Annotated in this window: 28 protein-coding genes; 17 read left to right on the top strand and 11 right to left on the bottom strand. The window is 63.2% G+C overall.

Translation table 11 applies throughout. From position 1 onward, the window contains the following. Nucleotides 1-29: 29 nt before the first annotated feature. From ASC68_RS28745 to ASC68_RS21695, 5 genes are all read right to left on the bottom strand, one after another. Nucleotides 30-212: a hypothetical protein gene (locus ASC68_RS28745; RefSeq protein WP_156384720.1), complete on the bottom strand. Its 183-nt coding sequence runs from the start codon at nucleotides 210-212 to the stop codon at nucleotides 30-32. A gap of 53 nt (nucleotides 213-265) precedes the next feature. Beyond that, nucleotides 266-454 (bottom strand): hypothetical protein, encoded by a 189-nt coding sequence (locus tag ASC68_RS21710; protein WP_055883993.1) that lies wholly within the window; start codon nucleotides 452-454, stop codon nucleotides 266-268. Between the two features lie 151 nt (nucleotides 455-605). After that, nucleotides 606-914 carry a hypothetical protein gene (locus ASC68_RS21705; RefSeq protein WP_156387408.1) on the bottom strand — a complete coding sequence of 103 codons (309 nt, stop codon included), beginning with the start codon at nucleotides 912-914 and terminating at the stop codon, nucleotides 606-608. An 81-nt stretch (nucleotides 915-995) separates the two neighbouring features. Beyond that, nucleotides 996-1,343 carry a hypothetical protein gene (locus ASC68_RS21700; RefSeq protein ID WP_055883987.1) on the bottom strand — a complete coding sequence of 116 codons (348 nt, stop codon included), beginning with the start codon at nucleotides 1,341-1,343 and terminating at the stop codon, nucleotides 996-998. A gap of 85 nt (nucleotides 1,344-1,428) precedes the next feature. Beyond that, complete coding sequence (locus tag ASC68_RS21695; protein ID WP_055883984.1) at nucleotides 1,429-1,629, bottom strand: DUF2934 domain-containing protein; 201 nt, start codon at nucleotides 1,627-1,629, stop codon at nucleotides 1,429-1,431. Nucleotides 1,630-1,949: 320 nt separating this feature from the next. Here ASC68_RS21695 and ASC68_RS28740 point away from each other — a divergent pair, with 320 nt between their 5' ends. Both ASC68_RS28740 and ASC68_RS21690 read left to right on the top strand, forming a co-directional pair. Next, nucleotides 1,950-2,138, top strand: a complete 189-nt coding sequence (locus tag ASC68_RS28740) for a hypothetical protein (protein ID WP_156384718.1) — start codon at nucleotides 1,950-1,952, stop codon at nucleotides 2,136-2,138. A gap of 31 nt (nucleotides 2,139-2,169) precedes the next feature. After that, nucleotides 2,170-3,027 (top strand): alpha/beta hydrolase, encoded by an 858-nt coding sequence (locus tag ASC68_RS21690; protein ID WP_055883980.1) that lies wholly within the window; start codon nucleotides 2,170-2,172, stop codon nucleotides 3,025-3,027. 17 nt (nucleotides 3,028-3,044) lie between these two features. Here the strand turns inward: ASC68_RS21690 and ASC68_RS21685 are convergent, their stop codons facing one another. After that, on the bottom strand, nucleotides 3,045-4,010 hold the full coding sequence (locus ASC68_RS21685) for an SDR family oxidoreductase (RefSeq protein WP_055884430.1): 966 nt from the start codon (nucleotides 4,008-4,010) through the stop codon (nucleotides 3,045-3,047). 171 nt (nucleotides 4,011-4,181) lie between these two features. Here ASC68_RS21685 and ASC68_RS21680 point away from each other — a divergent pair, with 171 nt between their 5' ends. From ASC68_RS21680 to ASC68_RS21655, 5 genes are all read left to right on the top strand, one after another. Next, complete coding sequence (locus ASC68_RS21680; protein WP_055883977.1) at nucleotides 4,182-4,586, top strand: low affinity iron permease family protein; 405 nt, start codon at nucleotides 4,182-4,184, stop codon at nucleotides 4,584-4,586. Nucleotides 4,587-4,632: 46 nt separating this feature from the next. After that, on the top strand, nucleotides 4,633-5,412 hold the full coding sequence (gene xth / locus ASC68_RS21675) for an exodeoxyribonuclease III (RefSeq protein WP_055883974.1): 780 nt from the start codon (nucleotides 4,633-4,635) through the stop codon (nucleotides 5,410-5,412). 1,033 nt (nucleotides 5,413-6,445) lie between these two features. Then, nucleotides 6,446-6,706 carry a hypothetical protein gene (locus tag ASC68_RS21665; protein WP_055883968.1) on the top strand — a complete coding sequence of 87 codons (261 nt, stop codon included), beginning with the start codon at nucleotides 6,446-6,448 and terminating at the stop codon, nucleotides 6,704-6,706. Between the two features lie 173 nt (nucleotides 6,707-6,879). After that, nucleotides 6,880-7,107, top strand: a complete 228-nt coding sequence (locus ASC68_RS21660) for a DUF2188 domain-containing protein (protein WP_055883966.1) — start codon at nucleotides 6,880-6,882, stop codon at nucleotides 7,105-7,107. Between the two features lie 412 nt (nucleotides 7,108-7,519). Next, nucleotides 7,520-7,744, top strand: coding sequence for a hypothetical protein (locus ASC68_RS21655; RefSeq protein WP_055883962.1), 225 nt, complete (start codon nucleotides 7,520-7,522; stop codon nucleotides 7,742-7,744). 83 nt (nucleotides 7,745-7,827) lie between these two features. Here ASC68_RS21655 and ASC68_RS21650 read toward each other — a convergent pair whose 3' ends face one another. Continuing rightward, nucleotides 7,828-8,010, bottom strand: a complete 183-nt coding sequence (locus ASC68_RS21650) for a DUF3606 domain-containing protein (protein ID WP_055883959.1) — start codon at nucleotides 8,008-8,010, stop codon at nucleotides 7,828-7,830. Nucleotides 8,011-8,693: 683 nt separating this feature from the next. Here ASC68_RS21650 and ASC68_RS21640 point away from each other — a divergent pair. Together ASC68_RS21640 and ASC68_RS21635 are read left to right on the top strand one after the other, a co-directional pair. After that, the gene (locus ASC68_RS21640) at nucleotides 8,694-10,520 is read left to right on the top strand and encodes an HWE histidine kinase domain-containing protein (RefSeq protein WP_082528368.1); all 1,827 of its coding nucleotides are present in this window, start codon (nucleotides 8,694-8,696) and stop codon (nucleotides 10,518-10,520) included. After that, the gene (locus ASC68_RS21635) at nucleotides 10,517-10,876 is read left to right on the top strand and encodes a response regulator (RefSeq protein ID WP_055883950.1); all 360 of its coding nucleotides are present in this window, start codon (nucleotides 10,517-10,519) and stop codon (nucleotides 10,874-10,876) included. The genes ASC68_RS21640 and ASC68_RS21635 overlap by 4 nt, the downstream gene beginning before the upstream one ends. Before the next feature lie 44 nt (nucleotides 10,877-10,920). Here ASC68_RS21635 and ASC68_RS21630 read toward each other — a convergent pair whose 3' ends face one another. After that, nucleotides 10,921-11,556: a hypothetical protein gene (locus tag ASC68_RS21630; RefSeq protein ID WP_055883947.1), complete on the bottom strand. Its 636-nt coding sequence runs from the start codon at nucleotides 11,554-11,556 to the stop codon at nucleotides 10,921-10,923. Between the two features lie 312 nt (nucleotides 11,557-11,868). Here ASC68_RS21630 and ASC68_RS21625 point away from each other — a divergent pair, with 312 nt between their 5' ends. Continuing rightward, a complete protein-coding gene (locus tag ASC68_RS21625) occupies nucleotides 11,869-12,078 on the top strand; it encodes a hypothetical protein (protein WP_055883945.1) in 210 nt (69 codons plus the stop codon). Between the two features lie 98 nt (nucleotides 12,079-12,176). Beyond that, entirely contained in the window at nucleotides 12,177-12,395 is a 219-nt protein-coding gene (locus tag ASC68_RS21620; RefSeq protein WP_055883942.1) for a hypothetical protein, read from the top strand. 129 nt (nucleotides 12,396-12,524) lie between these two features. Here the strand turns inward: ASC68_RS21620 and ASC68_RS21615 are convergent, their stop codons facing one another. Next, entirely contained in the window at nucleotides 12,525-13,397 is an 873-nt protein-coding gene (locus ASC68_RS21615; protein ID WP_055883939.1) for a DUF72 domain-containing protein, read from the bottom strand. A gap of 231 nt (nucleotides 13,398-13,628) precedes the next feature. On the opposite strand from ASC68_RS21615, the gene ASC68_RS21610 reads away from it, so the two are divergent. The 6 genes from ASC68_RS21610 (at nucleotide 13,629) to ASC68_RS21585 (ending at nucleotide 16,099) form a co-directional block, all read left to right on the top strand. After that, nucleotides 13,629-14,288, top strand: a complete 660-nt coding sequence (locus ASC68_RS21610; protein ID WP_055883936.1) for a DUF6766 family protein — start codon at nucleotides 13,629-13,631, stop codon at nucleotides 14,286-14,288. Between the two features lie 79 nt (nucleotides 14,289-14,367). Then, on the top strand, nucleotides 14,368-14,676 hold the full coding sequence (locus ASC68_RS21605; protein WP_055883933.1) for a hypothetical protein: 309 nt from the start codon (nucleotides 14,368-14,370) through the stop codon (nucleotides 14,674-14,676). A 42-nt stretch (nucleotides 14,677-14,718) separates the two neighbouring features. Continuing rightward, the gene (locus ASC68_RS21600) at nucleotides 14,719-14,961 is read left to right on the top strand and encodes a hypothetical protein (RefSeq protein ID WP_055883930.1); all 243 of its coding nucleotides are present in this window, start codon (nucleotides 14,719-14,721) and stop codon (nucleotides 14,959-14,961) included. A 51-nt stretch (nucleotides 14,962-15,012) separates the two neighbouring features. Beyond that, the gene (locus ASC68_RS21595) at nucleotides 15,013-15,330 is read left to right on the top strand and encodes a hypothetical protein (RefSeq protein ID WP_055883927.1); all 318 of its coding nucleotides are present in this window, start codon (nucleotides 15,013-15,015) and stop codon (nucleotides 15,328-15,330) included. Between the two features lie 77 nt (nucleotides 15,331-15,407). Further along, nucleotides 15,408-15,890 carry a hypothetical protein gene (locus ASC68_RS21590; RefSeq protein ID WP_055883924.1) on the top strand — a complete coding sequence of 161 codons (483 nt, stop codon included), beginning with the start codon at nucleotides 15,408-15,410 and terminating at the stop codon, nucleotides 15,888-15,890. Further along, nucleotides 15,890-16,099, top strand: coding sequence for a hypothetical protein (locus ASC68_RS21585; RefSeq protein ID WP_055883921.1), 210 nt, complete (start codon nucleotides 15,890-15,892; stop codon nucleotides 16,097-16,099). The genes ASC68_RS21590 and ASC68_RS21585 overlap by 1 nt, the downstream gene beginning before the upstream one ends. 106 nt (nucleotides 16,100-16,205) lie before the next feature. On the opposite strand, the gene ASC68_RS21580 is transcribed toward ASC68_RS21585, so the two are convergent. After that, nucleotides 16,206-16,451, bottom strand: coding sequence for a hypothetical protein (locus ASC68_RS21580; protein ID WP_055883918.1), 246 nt, complete (start codon nucleotides 16,449-16,451; stop codon nucleotides 16,206-16,208). A 61-nt stretch (nucleotides 16,452-16,512) separates the two neighbouring features. Beyond that, nucleotides 16,513-17,079, bottom strand: coding sequence for an SH3 domain-containing protein (locus ASC68_RS21575; protein WP_082528367.1), 567 nt, complete (start codon nucleotides 17,077-17,079; stop codon nucleotides 16,513-16,515). Nucleotides 17,080-17,185 lie beyond the last annotated feature (106 nt).

Genomic DNA, 17,185 nt, shown 5'->3' with positions numbered 1-17,185 from the left:
CCCTGCACAAAGCGAAGCGATGCCCACCGCTAGTTCTGCTCGTCCTGCTGATGCACGCCCCACGTTGCCGAGCGTTCGCGGTCCTCATCGAAGATCGCTTCCTTCGTCATACGTGGCAGCTTCTCATGCACGGGCGGGGTTCGTGCAGTATTCTTCAGCTTCGGTGGAATCCGCGGGGACGGGAAACGGTCCTCCGAGTATGCCTTGGACATGGTGTCCTCCCAAGGAAAGGCCCGCCCCTAAAAAGGAGCGGGCCGGCGGGTGGTTACTTGTCGTTCTTGTGGCTCTGGCGACCGGCTTCGGCATGCTGCTCCCGGGTGCCGCCCTGCGTGCCGGACGACGATTTCTCGCTGCCGGAGCCTTTAGACTGGGAGCTGCCAGACTTGTTTCCGTTACCGGACGAGTTGCCGTTGCCCGATGACTTGTTGCCGCTTGAACTCTGCTGGTTGGCCATTTTGTTTCTCCGCTAAGGATCATCCCTAGGACAAACCAACCTTGCCGTTTGAGCTTCGTTCCGGATCAAATTACTCGGAAGATTGTCATTTGATATTGACGACCGAAACGAACTTTCCTGCCGGGGTCGCCGCAGGCGATGCGGCGACTGTTCAGTCGAGCCCGCGTTGAGCGGCAAACTCGGCAAGGAAGGATTCAAGCCGAAGCTTGAAATCGCCAAATTTGCCCGTTGGGTCCTCTGACGGTGCCGTCTTCAGGAAATCCTCGAGCAGGGTTGCCGCCTGGGATTCCAAGTCGTCTAGCCGGCTGACGGCGCGGGACCGATGGAGGATGTGGAGGTTTGTGTCGCCGAGGGTGCGGAGAACTTCTAGAAAATCGAGACGAAGACTGTGTAGGCGGGTGGCAAAGGGTTTGATCGACGTCGAGGCGAATAACGATTCCCGAAAATGGTTCTCGTGCATGTCGGCCCCCGCGACAGACACTACCGCACCCACCAGAGTCGAGTTGGTTGCATTTGATCAATTTTGCGGGCAATTGCCGCGCTACTGGTTGGTGTTTGTACCCTGTTGGACAAACCCACCCGTTACGCATTGCTCAAGCGTGATGGACGACAGGTCCAGCTCGCCCGCCACCTCGGCATCGGATTTGAGCTTGTCCTCCGTGGTCTGATCCATGCTGGTCTCAGGCTCTTGCGTGCCGGTCGCACCTTGCTGAAGTTGCAACTCAGCACAGAGTTTCTCGACTGCCGCCACCTGATCGTCGGGGACCGCTTTGCCCTCGATGGTGCGATCCTGCGCAGACGCGCCCGACGAAACACCCATCAAGAATATTGCTGCAGCAATGCTCACCTTGGCCCAGTCCTGGGCTCGTACACGGCTCGTGATTGCCATGGTTGGATCTCCTCGTGGTCGGGAGCTTGAGAAACGTCGGCAGCGGACGTTGGTTCACACAACAGTTTAGGTCGGCGCTGGGGCATCAGTGGCTTGGAAACCCCGCCACCAGCGGGGGCTGTTCTACCTCGGTCTGCTCGGCTGAAAGATCCAGGCCAAGCTCTTCGGAAAGCTGCCGTTCGGCGCTCTCCCAGTAATGTTTATCTCGCCCTTCCGGTCGGCCGTCGGCCTCCCAGAGGGTGTAGGCGCGGTCCTTGATCTGTTCGTGGGTGGTCAGTGCAGACATGGAAATCTCCATCATTGATAGCGTGGGGACATCAGTGCCAAGCTTGCTACACCTTCGGACGGCTGATGCCAGCGGACGTCACCGCCGGCTTGACCGCGTGGCGCCAGTCTTCTTGCTGTCGTAGCGAACTTCGAGGTCCTGGCCGCCAGCGGCCATGGCGCGATCCAGCGAACGACCTCGGCTTCAGTGGCGGGCATCATCGTCTCCTTTGGTTGCTTTGCGTTGCGAACGCAGAAAGAGCGGGATGGTTCAGCACTTGCCGACGGGGTCGCTGAAGCCGTTATGGTGGGGAGGGATGATTTCAGTCCGCGAGGGGTCGCGTGCAAGTTGCGGCATGGATGTTGTTGGCGTTGAATGTTTCCGGTGCGGCGATCATGGTGAAGTACGGTCTTCCCCGGGAAGTACCGTTTGTCGGTCGCCACGACGCCGATCCGCTCATGGGTTATCTCGGCCTGCTGTTGTTCGGCAGCAGCGTTGCGATCCGCGTCGCGATTACTGCGACCAGCTAGAAACCCTCGATCAGGTGCAGAGGTACGAGGGATGTTCGAGGGATTCGAGCTCGATTTCGTCGATCTATCCGAGGCCCGCCTGAGGGTGCGTCATGGTGGAAAGGGGCCGCCGGTGCTGCTGTTGCATGGCCACCCGCGCACCCACATGACCTGGGGGCAGGTGGCGGATCGTCTTGCCCCATCCTTCAGCGTGGTGTGTCCCGACCTCAGGGGTTTCGGCCAATCGAGCCACCCCGCCGATGCGCCGGATCACGCCGGATCGTCGAAGCGGGCGAAGGCGCGTGACTGTATCGAGCTGATGGCGCGGCTGGGCCATGACAGGTTTGCCATCGTCGGCCATGACCGAGGCAGCTATGTCGCTTTTCGCGCGGCCCTGGATCACCCCGACAAGATCACAAAGCTGGCCGTGCTGGACGGCGTCCCTATCGTCGAGGCACTGGAACGGTGCGACGCCCGGTTTGCCGAGCTGTGGTGGCATTGGTTCTTCTTCGCGCAGCCGGAAAAACCGGAGCGCGCCATCCTCGCAGATCCCGTTGCGTGGTACGCGGCAACGCCCGAGTTCATGGGTGAAGAAGCCTACCGCGACTTCCGGTCCGCCACGTCGGATCCGGCCACCGTGCACGGCATGGTCGAAGATTATCGTGCCGGCCTGGGGATCGATCGAAGCCACGATGAGGCCGATCGCGCCGCGGGGAGAACCATAGCTTGTCCGACGCTGCACCTGTGGTCCAAACGCGACGACATGGAACTGCTATACGGCGATCCTCTCACGATCTGGCGACGCTGGGCGCCTGCCGTGACCGGCCACGCGATCGACAGTGGGCACCACATGGCCGAAGAGGCGCCGGACGAACTGGCGAGGGCTCTCCAGAGGTTCCTCCGGGACTGAGCCGGCTTCGGTTCGGCTTAGCCGCCGCCATAGCCGCCGATGATGGGCAGAATTTCTCCGGTGATGTAGCTCGACATCTGCGGACTGGCGAGAAAGACATAGGCTGGCGCGATTTCTTCCGGTTGCGCCGGACGCTTCATCGGCACCTTTGAACCGAACTTGCTGACGTCATCGGCCTCCTTGTCGGAGGGATTGAGCGGGGTCCATACCGGCCCCGGCGCGACGCAGTTAACCCGGATATGCCGCTCCAACAATTGACCCGCCAGTGACCGGGTGAAGGCGTGGATGCCGCCCTTGGTCATGGAATAATCCAGTAGCGCCGGGCTACCCTCGATGCCGGTGACCGAGCCCGTATTGATGATGGCCGAGCCCGCCTTCATCACCTTGGCTGCCGCCTGCGCCATGAAGAAATAGCCGTAGAGGTTGGTCTTCAGCGTTTCGTCGAAATGCTCTTCGCTCAGGTCCTCGATACGCTTGGTGTGGACCTGAAAGGCGGCGTTGTTGATCAGGACGTCGAGGTGGCCGAACGCCGCGATGGTCTGCTCGACTGCATCCTCGCAGAAGGCGCGATTGCGCACATCACCTTTGATCACGATGGCGCTGCGGCCCTCATTTTCGACTGCGGCCTTGGTTTCCGCCGCATCTCGGTCCTCGGAGAGATGTGCGATCACCACGTCGGCGCCCTCACGGGCAAATAGCACGGCCACCGCCCGACCGATGCCGGAGTCGCCGCCGGTGATCAAAGCTACCTTTCCGGCGAGCTTCTTCGAGCCAAGATAGAACGGCGCGTCATAGAGCGGGGCGGGATCCAGTTTGAACTCGGCTCCCGGCTTGGGCTGATGCTGCTTCGGAAATGGCGGTTCAGGGTAGGGGCGGGCGCCCGCCTGCATGGCCACTTCCCGTTTTTTTGGGGTGGCGGCATCGGCTGTCGCGACCTCTGCCTGAATGTCCCGCTGCCGCTGAGCTGTAGCTTTGGATGCCATGGTGCTCTCCTTGATGCTGAGGAGGTCAACTTCGGCGAGCAGGGCAAGGTTGCCACGCGACATAAACCGACGTCGTCGCGTCAAGATCGCGATCACTAGTAATCGCGCCGGGCTGATCGCCCTCCCGCGGGCCCGCATCCAAATTCCATCAGGCACGTTATCGATGCCACCATGAAGCAAGCACCTTCCAGCCGCATCAGCGGACTGATTTACCGCCTCGCCGACTTCCTGTCGGACTGGCGGGGGTTCGTCGCCACGTTTGTGGCTTTGATGGTGGGCATCGGGATTGGGGCCGCAATGCAGTTCAATGAAGGCTTCATGTTCGCCTTCAATATCTTCCTGTCGGTCGCGGCTATCGTGATCAGCGGCGTTATTCTTGTCGCCGGCGCGCGCAGCGAGGCGGCCCTGCACGTCAAGCTCGACTACCTGATCGAACACTCGCCCGCCACCAACAAGGTCGTCGGGCTCGAGCACCTCGATGCGCGAGAGATCGAGGAGGAGCGAAAGCGCGTCGAGCAAGAAGCTGCGGAAGCCATCGACGACGCGATGGAAGACGCCGGCCTGAAGCGACACTGACCATCCCTATGCGTGGGCCACTGGCCCAATCGAAGGATCCTCGGCAATGACTACACTCGCCACCTTCAACGTTAATGGCGTCAATGGACGGTTGCCGGTGCTGCTGAGGTGGCTGGCCGAAACCGAGAGCGATGTAGTGTGCCTGCAGGAGCTGAAAACCTCCGACGAGAAGTTCCCCGAAGCTGCCATCACGGAGGCGGGGTTCCACTCGATCTGGCATGGACAAAAATCCTACAACGGGGTCGCCATCCTGGCTCGTGGGACCGCACCCATCGAGCGCCGCCGCGGCTTGCCCGGAGATCCAGACGATACTCACAGCCGCTATCTCGAGGCCCAGGTCGGTGATCTCATCGTCGGATGCCTTTACCTGCCCAATGGCAACCCCGCCCCCGGACCGAAATTCGAGTACAAGATGCGCTGGTTCGAACGCCTGCTCGACCATGCGCGGGCGCTGCTGGCGGCTGGCGCACCGACCGTGCTTTGTGGCGACTTCAACGTGGTGCCAACGGACATCGATGCAGTCGTGCCTGGCCGATGGGTTTGGGACGCGGTGATGTTCCCGGAAGCGCGAACAGCCTATGCGAGGCTCCTCGAACAGGGCTGGATCGACGCTCTCAGGGTCATCCACCCTGACAAGGGCATCTACACGTACTGGAATTTTTCATACCGAGGCGGCTACGACCGAAGCTCGGGCCTGCGGATGGACCACGTGCTGATCAGCCCGTCATTGCGTGGCTCGCTCCGCGACGCCGGTGTCGACGTCGAGACACGCGGTTGGGACAAGCCCAGTGACCACGCGCCGGCTTGGATAGAACTTACCGCTTGAGCGATGGAGACAGGTCCGAAGCTGGCACAGCCGGCGCGCCGTCGACCTCGCAATCAGGTGCCTTGAATAAGCACCCCGAGCGCAACGCCGATGGCGGCAGCGGCGATCATCAGGAACAGGAATGTCGGAAAAACCCACCATTGCAGCTTCGGTTCGTTCATTGCCTCACCCTGTGAGAAACCACGTGCCGAGCCAGGGCCGTCACCGAGGGGGTGGCGGCACCGCTGTGGGGCGAAGTAGTTTGTCGCGGTGCCGCCGTGCCGGATGAGGGTTTGATCAACCGAACAGCAGCGTCATACCCTATATGCGGTGACGGGCCACTGACGTTGCTTTCAGCGAAATTGCAGGTTCGGCCAATGCGCGGTGATCACTGGATCATAGGAGGGCGCTCGTCGCCGGCAGGCTCGCCACTGCGTTCAAGGCGGTCGGCATCCCGTCATCCGGATGGGTGCCGCAACGGCGGCCAGATTAATCCTATGCGAGCATTTCGGTGGTATCAGCGAGATGCGGGCCACAAGGGTGGGAACGTATGTGGTTTGTTTCCAGAAAGATCGGGCGTGCCACCAAGCAGCGTTCGGCTGCCTATGTAGTAACGTACCGAATGCAGACTGGTACGGGCAGACTAGAGGTGAAATCCCAGGCGCAGGCTGCCGAACTGGTTCGAGAACTGCGTTTGGCCGGAGCTTCGGACATCGTCGTCTTTGATTCGGAGGAGCGGCAGACCACAATCGACGCGCGATCAAAGTGAACCACTCGTCTGCCTGCCGGGCGCCGAATTGGCGCGCCGCGACTGACCTGGTTTCACTGACAGTCGTGAAATTTCGCGCACGAGGCCCGAGGCCGTAGCGGACTACTTCCAGCGAATTCGCCGTCCTAAGCGATGCGGCGGAACTGAGTGCCCGGAGCAGCCCCAAACTTGGCTTCGGGTGCTCAGCGCGGCAGAAAAATTTGGCGTGGCAAGCGCGGTCGTCCTGCCCGTGGAACTCGCCGGCATTGAGATCATTCTGGTCTCCTGCAAACCAGGAGATTGACTATGCGCGATGTCGTGCTCGCAGGACCAACCCCAGCTGAAATAGTTGCCTTGGTCAGGTTGGCCGAGCATGGGTCGGGTCTACCGCCCCACCTGACCCTGCCGCTGATTTCCAAGGGCTGGATCATGATCACCGCAGACGGCTCCGCTCTTCTCACGCTGGCGGGCAGGGTGCTGGTCGACCAGGCGCAGACCGTCGATATCGACAAGCTGGCAGGCACACCCGCGAACCTCGCGGCATGGGGCGCACACCAGGTCGCCTGAACAAGCCACCAGCACCCGCTTGACCCTCAGTCAGGCGCTGGGCGGTTCCGGGGCGCAGGGTGGTCGACAGTCCATGACACAGCTCCCATGGGCGCAAAGCCGCCGGCCGTGTTTCACCCTTCGAGCAACAAGGTTGCCGCCCCGACGTTCAAGTCGGCTGAGGAGGACCCGACATGGCCAATCAGCACCACTTCATCGTCAACCACCGCGATGACATCTGGCAGTACACATTCCGTGGGAGCATCTTCGCGCACTTTACTTCGCGCCAGGCGGCGATCGACGCGGCCATCGAAGCTGCACGCGCCACCAACGAGCCGTATGTGCAGGTGATCGTGCAGGATGCGGACATGAAGCAGGAGCTGGTGTGGCGCCCGGATGGCGACGAAGCGCCTTCCGCCTGAGCCGCCGCGTGGCGATTCTGGTCGTCCTGGGTGTGTTTCGCTTTTTTCCGCCCCCGGCGGCGGTTTCGATCGGCATTGACGCCCGACATTGGCGCGACCTCCATTTGGTCAGCCTCACTGCCAATCAAATGTGAATTTCAGGCGTGCACGACTAAGGCACAGTGCCCCCTTTCGCCGGTCGCCGCCGGTGACTGTTGAGCCGGGAGCTTCGGGAGGAGTGCTGCCGGCTCATTTTTTGCCGGAGGAAGCGAACGGCCTGGCCCGCTTGCAAGCTTGGATTTCGCTGTCGGGCGCATCTGCAACTATTGAGCGGTTAGTGTGATCGAGCTGGGCAGACCGCAATCGGTCGTGGCTTGTGCCCGTTTCAGACCGGGGCATATCGTCTTGAACTCCATCATCCCGGAGTCTCCCCATGTCCGAAAAGCCCTATGGCGCCCCCGGCGGTGCCCACAGTCTCAGCGTCGCTACCACCACCGTCGAAGAGGCGACCCGGCACGCTCTCGAGCTTCGAGCTCGTGACCGCGCCATCGAGGGGACCCATGGCTGGCGGGAACAGCAGCGAGTAGAAGCCGCGATTGCCAAGGCCAGGACAGCCAAGGAGCGCAAGCGGGCCAGAAATCCCTACTCGCAGAGTTAGAATGGAAACGGCCGGCGGATCACCATGGGCAGCGGGATGGCACCGCAGACAGTGCGCATCCCGTTGCCGCTCCCCGGCATCGTTCAAGCGGAACGTCTTGCGATCTCATCGGCGCGGTCCCGGCTGCCGCCGGCTTCGGCGATGATTTCCAGGGCGCGCTGCACGCTGATGCCGTGCTTATGGGCGAAGTCGTTCACTTCATAGTCTTCGTTTCGGGCCACACGCGACCGATCCGGGCGGCCTACGTTCTTTTTGTCGTCAGCCATCGCGGCCTCCCTCGTTGATGACGCACAACGTCGGGATCAGCGATCAGTTTCTCCTCGCAACCGAGGGCACGGCGGTGGGGAGGGCGGGGCGCCAGCCGCTGGGGGAACCATTGCCGGCAGAGAAGATTTAGTCAGCGTCTGAGTGACGACTCCCTTCGCTTCAGACCTCACTGTGCCGCCGGACCCCTACTGCACCTCCGAGTGGGGGTCCGGTTGCTACTTGTCGGTCTGCAACTTCCGGGCCGCCCGGCCCGTCAGCGACGCTCCCCTATTGCGACGGAGTGGCCGGCACGATCTCTCCCATGGGGCCCGCAGGACCGATTGGCCCCGTGTCCCCCTTCGGACCGGCGGGGCCGGCATTACCCCGCGGACCAGCCACGCCCGGGTCGCCCTTCGGGCCGGCAGGTCCGACCGGACCAACATCGCCCTTGGGTCCAATCGGGCCCGCGTCTCCCTTCGGACCGGCCGGACCCGTCGGGCCGGCATTGCCTTTCGGACCGATCGGTCCGGAATCACCCTTGGGGCCAGCGGGGCCAACCGGCCCGGTGCTCCCGGCCGGCCCAACCGGCCCGGTCTCGCCAACGGGCCCGGCGGGGCCTGCCGCACCGGTGTCACCCTTTGGACCGGCGGGGCCGACATCCCCCTTCGAACCAGCAGGCCCGGCAAGCAGCTGGACGGCCTCGATGTCGGAGGATCTGGCTCCGCCAAAGGCGTTGACGATCGTCCCGCCCGTAATGCTGTTCCAGATCAGCAATAGAATGAAGAAAATCAGGGCTCCGACAAAGCCCGGCAGCACTCGGCCGACCCACCACTCGCGATCCATGGCAACCTCCCGTTTGGAGCAAGCCTGTCACGACGCGGCCTCCAATGCACATCAGTTTGTTAATCGATCCACCGTGGCGCGCTCTACCTCGACGTCCGGGACCGCCGGTGCCAATGCGCTAACTGCGGGGCGGGAACTTATTCAGCAACAGCGCGTTGCTGCGCTTGGGCGTGGGGCGAGGGGTGATATGTCTGCGAGCGAAAGTGTTCTGGTGCGCACCGATGGCGAGGATACGGCGGCCCTGCTTCGGCTGACCGACCGGCTGTATCGCGCCGAGGCGCTCGACGATGTCTACGAAGCCGCCCTCGATGCCATCGGCGATATGCTCGGCTGCCGGCGCGCCTCCATCCTGCTGTTCAACACCCACGGCGAAATGCGGTTTGTGGCCTGGCGCGGCTTGTCCGAGAGCTACCGCAAGGCCGTCGATGGGCACACGCCATGGAAGCCCGGCGATCGGAACGCGGTGCCGATCTTCGTCCCCGATATCGCCGAGACCGATGAGGCGGATTGGCTGAAGCGCACCATAAAATCGGAGGGCATCACCGCCCTCGGGTTCATCCCGCTGATGGCCAAGGGCGAGGTCGTCGGCAAGTTCATGACTTACCTGCCGGACCCGCACGGCTTCACTCAGCACGAGCGCGACCTGGCGGTCGCCATCGCGCGGCAAGTGGGCTTCAGCCTTGAGCGCTATCGTGCCGAACAGGCGCGCAGTGCGGCTGAACAGCAGATCCGCGAGAGCGAGGATCGCTTCAGGCGGATGTCCGAAGACGCGCCGATCATGATCTGGATCGCCGACAGCACTGGGCGTTGCCTCCACCTCAATCAGATGCTGCGCAGTTTCTGGGGCGTTGAAGATCTCGGTTCATTCGACTGGAGCCACACCATCCATCCGGAGGATCGTAGCGGCATCATCAAGGCGATGCAGGCGGCGGTGACGGAGAATTCGAGTGCGCACGTCAAGGGGCGCTATCGGCGCAGCGACGGCACCTACCGGGTGCTCGAAACCGTGGCGCGGCCGCATCTCAATGAGGGTGGCGGATTCGACGGCATGATCGGCGTCAATGTCGACGTCACCGAACGCGAGGAAGCCGACCTCCACAAGCAGCTGCTGATCAACGAGTTGAACCATCGGGTGAAGAACACCCTCGCGGTGGTCCAGTCGGTGGCGCGGCAGACTTTCAAAGGGCTCGCCACGGGAGAGCCGAAGGTCAAAGCCTTCGAAGGACGGCTGTCGGCCCTGGCCCAGGCGCATAATCTGCTGGCTGCCGAGAGCTGGCAAAGCGCGTCGCTGGAGGAGGTCGCCCGCAAATCCGTCAATGGTGACGCCGATATCCGAGTGCGGATCAGCGGCCCCCTGGTGCAACTTGCTCCCAAGCAGGCGGTAACGACCGCCATGGCACTGCATGAACTCTACACCAACGCGGTGAAATACGGCTCGCTGCGCTCCACCGGTGGTTCGGTGGATTTCTCCTGGGAAACCACCGACCAGCCGGATCGATGGCTGACGCTCAGGTGGTCCGAGAATGGCATCGAGCCGGTCCCCAAGCCGACGCGGCGGGGTTTTGGCTCCACCATGATCGAGAAGGCGCTTGGCGCCGAATTCAACGCCGATGTCCGGATGGATTACCGCCCTGAGGGGTTGCAGTGCACCGTGATCGCGCGTCAGCACGAAACCCCCGCCGCATGACGACGCTCGCCGGCAAACACATCCTCGTCCTTGAAGACGAATACCTCCTCGCCATGGAGGTGGTCGATGCTTTGGAGGAGCTTGGCGCCGTGGTCGTGGGGCCCGCCCATCGCATCGATGTGGCGTTGGGTCTGCTCGATGGCAGTCGCATGGATGCGGCCTTGCTCGACGTGAATATCGGCGGCCTGCCGAGCACGCCGGTCGCCAAGCGACTCCAGGATCTGGGTATCCCGATCGTCTATGCGACCGGCTATGGCGTGCAGGCCGATGTCGCGCCCGGCTCCGCCATCATCGATAAGCCCTATACGCTGGAGGAGATGAGCGCCGCACTGTTCACGGCGATCAATGGGCGCTGAAAGCGCTGGTTTGACCGTCGCCAGCTTTGCGGCCCCGCTCAACGCTACAGTATGTCGCGTTCGAATTCAGCCCAGCCTCGTAGCTTGAAGCGGTCCTCGTCGTCGTGAGCCGAGGGCTCGCCGTCAGGCGGGCGGGGCACGGCCTCGCCGGCGGTCTTTCGCGCCCTGGTGAGTTTCGCCTTCCAGGCGGCCTTGCGCCGGTTCTCGGCGGCGGTCACGGCGTCGTCCTCGCGCCAAGTGTCGATCAATCCCCGGTCGAGGATGTCCTCGACAACCCGGGGGTCGAACACGTGGAAGGTCACTTTCCTCGCGCGGCCGCGCAGTTTCACGCTGCGGGTGCCGGCGCTAGGCAACCGGCCATCCTTCAGCCAGCGGTGGCGCTCGGTGGTCGAAATGCCCAGGATATCCTCGATCTCACGCGGGATCACCGGCAGGCTCTCGATGCCCTCGAGGGCTCGGGAGACAAGCGCCGATGTCGCCGCAAACTGCTTCGATGCGGTTTGCGGCATGCGAAGCGCCAGTTCGCCCGCCTTCACCGAAAGCGACTTCCTGGCCGCTACCGGGAGACGGGCGCGAATTTCGAGATAGAGGCCCTTGGATCGGATCGACGAGCCCAGCCTCGCAGCAAAGGGCAGCGTCCATAGCTCGACCAACTCAGCGCCATCTGCGTCTTGCTTCATCTGCCTTAGGTAGGCTTTCCCGACTGGCGCCACAACGACGAGACCACGTCGTCGGCGAGATGCGAGCAAAGCGGGCGGGGCAAGGGCTCGGCTGCCGTTTCGTTGGCCAGGTGGGGAAACCGGAAAAACCCGACCTGTTCCCTGTGCCGCCACGTCCGGTTGACGCGCTTCGATCGCCCTTGATCAACTTGCCGGTCGTGCGTGGGTTCCAATCGAAGCTCCCGCCAGTTCTTACGGCCGCCTGAATTTTGGCGGCGAGCAACCTTTCGCGAGCGAACGTCATTGGTGTTGCTCAACAGCGAGGCTGACACAATGCGCCTGGATGCTCCCCCGCCCAAGAAACCCAAAGCCGCATTCCGTGACGGCAAGGCCGTCGGCACGCGCGAAAGCGATGTGCAGATTCGTGCGGCCGGCCCCGAGGAAATGCGCGATCGCCCCAAGCGACCCTGGACGCTGCTCGACGAAGCCTCCGACGAGTCGTTTCCGGCCAGCGACCCACCAGCCGCCAACCGCTTCGACTGAGCGGGCAGGGCGGCGCTGCGAAAGATCGCGCCTTTGCCACCATCTGCGCTCTCGCACGTTGAGACAGGCGCGGCATTGGGCTCGCGAGGAGACTTCCGATGTCGATTGAGAGTGATCTGGTTTTCTACAGCAGTGAAAATGGCGACCAGTGGCTGCTGGTCGGCGGGCATGACGGCTCCACCGTGCGCCATCAGCCCAATGCTTCGTCAGGCGGCAACCCGCGAGACATGCCGCTCGAGGAGTATCTGCCGCGCGAACAGAACACCCCGCAGGGCCAGGCCCTGCGGACGCTGCTGCAGGCCCATGGCCACATCTGACAAACCGGGAGCGGCGGTGCAACCGAAGCGGGCGCGCGAGGTTCAGGTCGTGTCCTGAGGGTCGCTCCCAGGATGGGAAGGCGGCGGTCGCTATCGGGACCGCCGCCTTCTGTCTTGCGATGTTGCCGGTTAGTGGCGCAGCAGCCTGGACAGCATGATGGCGTTCTTGATCGCGTAGCCGTCGAAGTCGTTGTTGAAGTAGACCCACACCCGCTTTGCCCCGACGGCGCGGATGCGCCGCGCCCAATCGAGCAGCTCGTCCTGGCTGTAGTCGTGGCGATACCACCTCTCGACGCCATGAAAGCGAACGTAGATATCATCGGCAGTCCTGATGACGGGGTCGGGCAGGCTAGGGGCGCTCGAGGAGCAGAAGATGGCGCCGGCTGCCTGGAAGGCCTCATAGACCTCGTCGTTCCACCAGCTCGAATGACGAAACTCGACGACGTTGCGGCGCGCTTTATCCAATTGCTGCAGCATGCTGTCGAGGCGCTCGCGCGAGTAGTGATAGCTGGGCGGCAGCTGGAACAGCAGGCAGCCCATCAAAGGGCCGAGCAGGACGGCGATATGGCCGAAGTCCTGCACCAGGGTCTCAGTTCCTTCGAACTTCATGATGTGGGTGATGAGTTCCGATGCCTTGACGGTATAGAGCATCCGTCTTCCCTCGGCCTGTCTGCGCCAGGTCTCGACCGTTGCCAGGGTTGGCCAGGAGTAGAACGGGGCATTCAGCTCCACAGTGTCGAACTGCTCGGCATAGTGGGCGAACCAGTCCTTGGTCGGCATCTGGCTGGGGTAGAAGCTGCCCCTGAGATGCCAGTAGAACCAGCCCGAGCATCCGATATTCAACGCCGGCGGATCCGCAACCGTCGATCCATGGCCGGTGGCTTCGGCACGCAGGCGCGCCTCGTGCATCTTTTGTGCCCGCACCAGGGTCATTTCCCGCTGCTTCAGGCGCTTTTGAGCTTTTCTGGCGCGACGCTCGTCGGCACTTGTCGCCACGGACATGCTTGACCCCGCTCAGGCGTCGCGCCGGTGGCGCAAGCGAACGGCGGTGGTCGGCAACGGCGTCATCATCGGTACCTCCTGCGGGAAGAACCAACCTGCTGCAACGCATTCAGTTGCAGCGAAATGTGCGGGCATGGGGTGGCCGGCTCCGGACTCTCCAATCGGCCGCGGCCGGGGGGGAACCTCGAGCACCTGACCAAGTTGGGTTCCTCCCGAGGATACCGCCGCGCCATGAGCTGGTTACGAAATAACGGACTGACCATTGTTCTGCTGGTGCTCACCGCCCTGTCGCTGGGGGGAATGGCGCTGGCGGGACTGCAAGTGGAGAACAGCAATCTGGCTGAACACGGCGCTCCCACAGCCGACCTCTGGTCGTACCTGTTCAGCGGCAGCTTTGCCTCGGCGGTGTTCGAAAACTGGGAGAGCGAGTTTCTCCAGATGTCGTTCTACGTCGTACTCACCGCATTTCTGTTCCAGCGCGGCTCGTCGGAATCGAAGGACCCTCACGGTGACGAGGAGGTCGATGAAGATCCGGCCAGCAAGCAGCGCGACAAGCGAACGCCTTGGCCGGTCCGGGCGGGCGGGCTGTGGATGTGGCTCTATTCCTACTCGCTCGGCATCGTGCTTGTGGCGCTGTTCCTCGCCTCTTTCGTCGCGCACTGGTTGGGCAGTGCGGTCGCGGCAAACGAGGAGGCAGCGCTGCACGGGCAAGCGCCCGCCACGCTGATCGAACACCTGTTCAGCGCACAGCTCTGGTTTGAATCCTTCCAGAACTGGCAATCCGAGTTCCTCTCGACTGCGGTGATCGTCGTTCTCTCGATCTTCCTCCGCTTTCGCTATTCGCCGGAATCCAAGCCGGTCGCCGCCCCGCACGACAGGACTGGAAGCTGAGCCCTCACGGGAAGCCGCGCCCACGAGCAACTGACGCTGCGCCTGCACGTTGCTCATCACAACGCCACGAGGTGGATCGATGAATACTGCAAACCTGCAGCTCGAAGGATTGGTCATGGCCATGGCGCTGATGCACCAGTTGCTGGTGAGTAAAGGCCTGGTCGGTACCGACGAGGTCGATCGGGTGCTGGCCATGGCGGAGGAAACCGCCCTGGGCGATTACCGTGTGGCGGAAGATCTGACCCCGGCCAACCGGGATGCGATCGTCTTTCCGGTTCGCCTGCTACGGCTCGCCAATAACATGGCCGGCGGGCGAGAGGTGCCACCCTTCAGTGAACTGGCGCGAATGGTTGGAGAGACCAAACAGCCGTACAACGACCAGAGGTGACCTGGTTCACCCGTCACAAGGGTTCACCGCGAGGAGGCTCAGATGCCCCAGATGCAGCGCTACATTGAAGCCGAACAACGGCTTGGCCACCCGCCGGTCAACGCCGACGATATCGTCGTGATGGTATCGGACGTGCTCTACGACTACCTGCCGTCCGAGAGCGGCATCAGCCGGGAGGAGGCGATCGACCGGCTGCTCGAGATCATCGAAAGCCCGCTGGCGCTCGAGATCTATGAGCAGGAAATGCAGCGGCGCAACCCGCGCGACGTCGATCGGTGGCACTGATCGCCACTGCCGTGCGAGCGGCACCATCTCAACAACGCCAGGTGACTGCAAATGACCATCTATCGGCTCATCCCCTCAGCGCCGCCGGAGGATGCCGGCTGGCAACTTGCCCTCAACCACGGAGAGGTCGTGGTCAGGGCGCATTCCACCGGTGAGGCTCGCGCCGTTGCGGCGCTCGAGGAAGCCAGCATCAGGGCGCATGGCGTTCCGCCTACCACGACGCAGGTGGTGGCCAGCGCGTTCCGCAACGAGAAGCTCTACACCGTCAAGCAGGATGACAGCGGTGCCTTCGACGATGCCGGCCCCGTGCGCGTGCTCAGGGGGGAGTTCCTGTTTCCGGTCGGCTACGAGGGGCTGAAGATCGACTGAGCCTTGCGCGCAATCACGCCTCGGAACCGGTGCGCAACGAGCAAGTTAGCTCCGGTAGGCACGGAGCGGGTTGTCAGATGGCAAGCAAAAGGGTGTTCCTCCTGGAACGCGATGGCGTCGAGGCCGGTGCGGTAGCGTCGCTCATCGAACAATGCGGCCATCAGGTCGTGGGAGTCGCGCATGGCCTGGAGGACGCGGTAAAGCTCAGACCCGAAGCATTGGATTTCGCACTGCTCGAGCGGGACCTGGGAGACGGTACCGATGCGACGCCGATCGCCGAGCTGCTATCGGCGGCAGGTGTAGGTTTCGCCTTCATCATCCGATCGGGCGATCGAGCCGACCCGGCGCTGTTTCCGGGCGCAGCGTTCCTGCGCAAGCCGTTGACCGCCGCTGCTGTCGGAGCGCTGCTCGATACCCCCGAGACTGCTCCCCCGGAGCGTTGGCCGGAGCAGGAGGGGGAGGCGAACCGCCAGGAGGAAATAGACCTGATCAAGTCCAAGCTGCAGCAGACCGCGATGCGAGCGGGGCCGCTGCCTCGGGCATCGGGGGAGGCTGATTGATGTCGGGCGGCCTCACCTTCGATCAACGGCTGCTGGTGCCGCATTTTGCCAGACGCCATCGCCTGTCGATGGCTGAGGCGCGGCGCGCATTGAGGGAACTCGGGCCGGCCGATGCAGAAGCACTCGCCGCCGGCAAGGTGCTGCGAAGCTATCTCGACGGGACCAAACCGCTCTCGGCCCTGCTGCCCCACAAGCTGGTGCAAGGCTAGCTTCGACCAGGCGGGCTAAAGTCGTTACCTCCAGCCGAGCAGCAGTGCGATGGGCGTCAGGATCGCTGCAACCACCAGAATCCAGAACAGCAGCTTCATCACGGTCTCAGGGCTCCTCCCCGGCCGTTGCTGCTGTCGCCAGTGCCTTGAGCTCGGCACGTGCCTTGCGCACGTCGCCCTGCAGGCGCACCAGCCGCTTCATAAAATCCTTCTGCAGTTCGCCGGAAAACTCGAGTTCCTCGAACACCTGGGTACACATTTCCAGCTGCTGGGTGGACAGGTCCACCAGGGCCTGAACGGTGGCGAGGGCGGCTTCGGCGCGCTCGGGGGGGAAGGTGATCGCCTTGAGCATGGATTAGTCTCCGAGGCTGGCCGGGGCAGTGAGCCCCGGCCCTATGAGGTTGAGTCCGGCGCTAGTTCAGGTTGTCGAGATAGGCGCAGGTCTCGCGCGTCTGCCGGTCGGTGCCGTAGTCGAAGATGGCCTGGCGATCGTTCGGGCGGTCTCGCCGCTCGGCCTCGCTGCGCGGCAGCACGCGAGCCCGTTCGACATCGGCATCGGCGCCGGCGGCCACATCGCCTTCGTCAAAGAAGGTGACGAGACACACCAGTTCCTCACGCGGTCCGCCGCCACCGCCGCCTCCACCACCACCGCCGAAGCCGCCACCGCCGATGATGATGCTGAAGCTGATGTTGGGACGCATCCGGCGGCTCGAGGGGTAATCGTCAGCGAATTCGTTCGAGACGAGATAGCGGGCTGACACCCAGCCGTCGGGGCCGGGATGCGTGATGTAGCACCAGCCGCTTGAGCGGCAGCGCTGCACGTTGACGTTCTCGCCGCGCGCCAGCCGATCGACGACGCGATAGGAGGTGCCGGGGCCGGAGCGGACGTTGACGGAGCCGACGGCCTCAGCGGCGCTGACGGCGGGGACCGCCGCGAAGGCGGTCATCAGTAGGAGTCCAGAGAGCAGAAGCGGTTTCATGTTTTTTCCTTTCGTTGTTCTGCTGCAGTCGACAGCGGCCGGACCACCACCCAGTGAGTTCCAACCGCCGCCATTGAGGTGCTCGCGCGAGCATTGGCAGGCCTTG

Source organism: Devosia sp. Root105, from assembly GCF_001424865.1.
In the GTDB taxonomy this organism is placed as follows: Bacteria; Pseudomonadota; Alphaproteobacteria; order Rhizobiales; family Devosiaceae; genus Devosia_A.
The sequence above is the reverse complement of the archived record's forward strand: the minus strand, read 5'-3'. Positions and strand labels throughout refer to the sequence as shown.

Coding starts and splice junctions, on each gene's coding strand:
- ASC68_RS21630 (WP_055883947.1), bottom strand. CDS start 11,556: ATGAAGCAAGACGCAGATGGCGCTGAGTTGGTCGAGCTATGGACGCTG.
- ASC68_RS21610 (WP_055883936.1), top strand. CDS start 13,629: ATGAGCTGGTTACGAAATAACGGACTGACCATTGTTCTGCTGGTGCTC.
- ASC68_RS21685 (WP_055884430.1), bottom strand. CDS start 4,010: ATGGCATCCAAAGCTACAGCTCAGCGGCAGCGGGACATTCAGGCAGAG.
- ASC68_RS21705 (WP_156387408.1), bottom strand. CDS start 914: ATGCACGAGAACCATTTTCGGGAATCGTTATTCGCCTCGACGTCGATC.
- ASC68_RS21615 (WP_055883939.1), bottom strand. CDS start 13,397: ATGTCCGTGGCGACAAGTGCCGACGAGCGTCGCGCCAGAAAAGCTCAA.
- ASC68_RS21690 (WP_055883980.1), top strand. CDS start 2,170: ATGTTCGAGGGATTCGAGCTCGATTTCGTCGATCTATCCGAGGCCCGC.
- ASC68_RS21590 (WP_055883924.1), top strand. CDS start 15,408: ATGGCAAGCAAAAGGGTGTTCCTCCTGGAACGCGATGGCGTCGAGGCC.
- ASC68_RS21665 (WP_055883968.1), top strand. CDS start 6,446: ATGCGCGATGTCGTGCTCGCAGGACCAACCCCAGCTGAAATAGTTGCC.
- ASC68_RS21710 (WP_055883993.1), bottom strand. CDS start 454: ATGGCCAACCAGCAGAGTTCAAGCGGCAACAAGTCATCGGGCAACGGC.
- ASC68_RS21625 (WP_055883945.1), top strand. CDS start 11,869: ATGCGCCTGGATGCTCCCCCGCCCAAGAAACCCAAAGCCGCATTCCGT.
- ASC68_RS21580 (WP_055883918.1), bottom strand. CDS start 16,451: ATGCTCAAGGCGATCACCTTCCCCCCCGAGCGCGCCGAAGCCGCCCTC.
- ASC68_RS28745 (WP_156384720.1), bottom strand. CDS start 212: ATGTCCAAGGCATACTCGGAGGACCGTTTCCCGTCCCCGCGGATTCCA.
- ASC68_RS21620 (WP_055883942.1), top strand. CDS start 12,177: ATGTCGATTGAGAGTGATCTGGTTTTCTACAGCAGTGAAAATGGCGAC.
- ASC68_RS21635 (WP_055883950.1), top strand. CDS start 10,517: ATGACGACGCTCGCCGGCAAACACATCCTCGTCCTTGAAGACGAATAC.
- ASC68_RS21695 (WP_055883984.1), bottom strand. CDS start 1,629: ATGTCTGCACTGACCACCCACGAACAGATCAAGGACCGCGCCTACACC.
- ASC68_RS21640 (WP_082528368.1), top strand. CDS start 8,694: ATGTCGGAGGATCTGGCTCCGCCAAAGGCGTTGACGATCGTCCCGCCC.
- ASC68_RS21650 (WP_055883959.1), bottom strand. CDS start 8,010: ATGGCTGACGACAAAAAGAACGTAGGCCGCCCGGATCGGTCGCGTGTG.
- ASC68_RS21655 (WP_055883962.1), top strand. CDS start 7,520: ATGTCCGAAAAGCCCTATGGCGCCCCCGGCGGTGCCCACAGTCTCAGC.
- xth (WP_055883974.1), top strand. CDS start 4,633: ATGACTACACTCGCCACCTTCAACGTTAATGGCGTCAATGGACGGTTG.
- ASC68_RS21700 (WP_055883987.1), bottom strand. CDS start 1,343: ATGGCAATCACGAGCCGTGTACGAGCCCAGGACTGGGCCAAGGTGAGC.
- ASC68_RS21575 (WP_082528367.1), bottom strand. CDS start 17,079: ATGAAACCGCTTCTGCTCTCTGGACTCCTACTGATGACCGCCTTCGCG.
- ASC68_RS21585 (WP_055883921.1), top strand. CDS start 15,890: ATGTCGGGCGGCCTCACCTTCGATCAACGGCTGCTGGTGCCGCATTTT.
- ASC68_RS21660 (WP_055883966.1), top strand. CDS start 6,880: ATGGCCAATCAGCACCACTTCATCGTCAACCACCGCGATGACATCTGG.
- ASC68_RS21680 (WP_055883977.1), top strand. CDS start 4,182: ATGAAGCAAGCACCTTCCAGCCGCATCAGCGGACTGATTTACCGCCTC.
- ASC68_RS21605 (WP_055883933.1), top strand. CDS start 14,368: ATGAATACTGCAAACCTGCAGCTCGAAGGATTGGTCATGGCCATGGCG.
- ASC68_RS21595 (WP_055883927.1), top strand. CDS start 15,013: ATGACCATCTATCGGCTCATCCCCTCAGCGCCGCCGGAGGATGCCGGC.
- ASC68_RS21600 (WP_055883930.1), top strand. CDS start 14,719: ATGCCCCAGATGCAGCGCTACATTGAAGCCGAACAACGGCTTGGCCAC.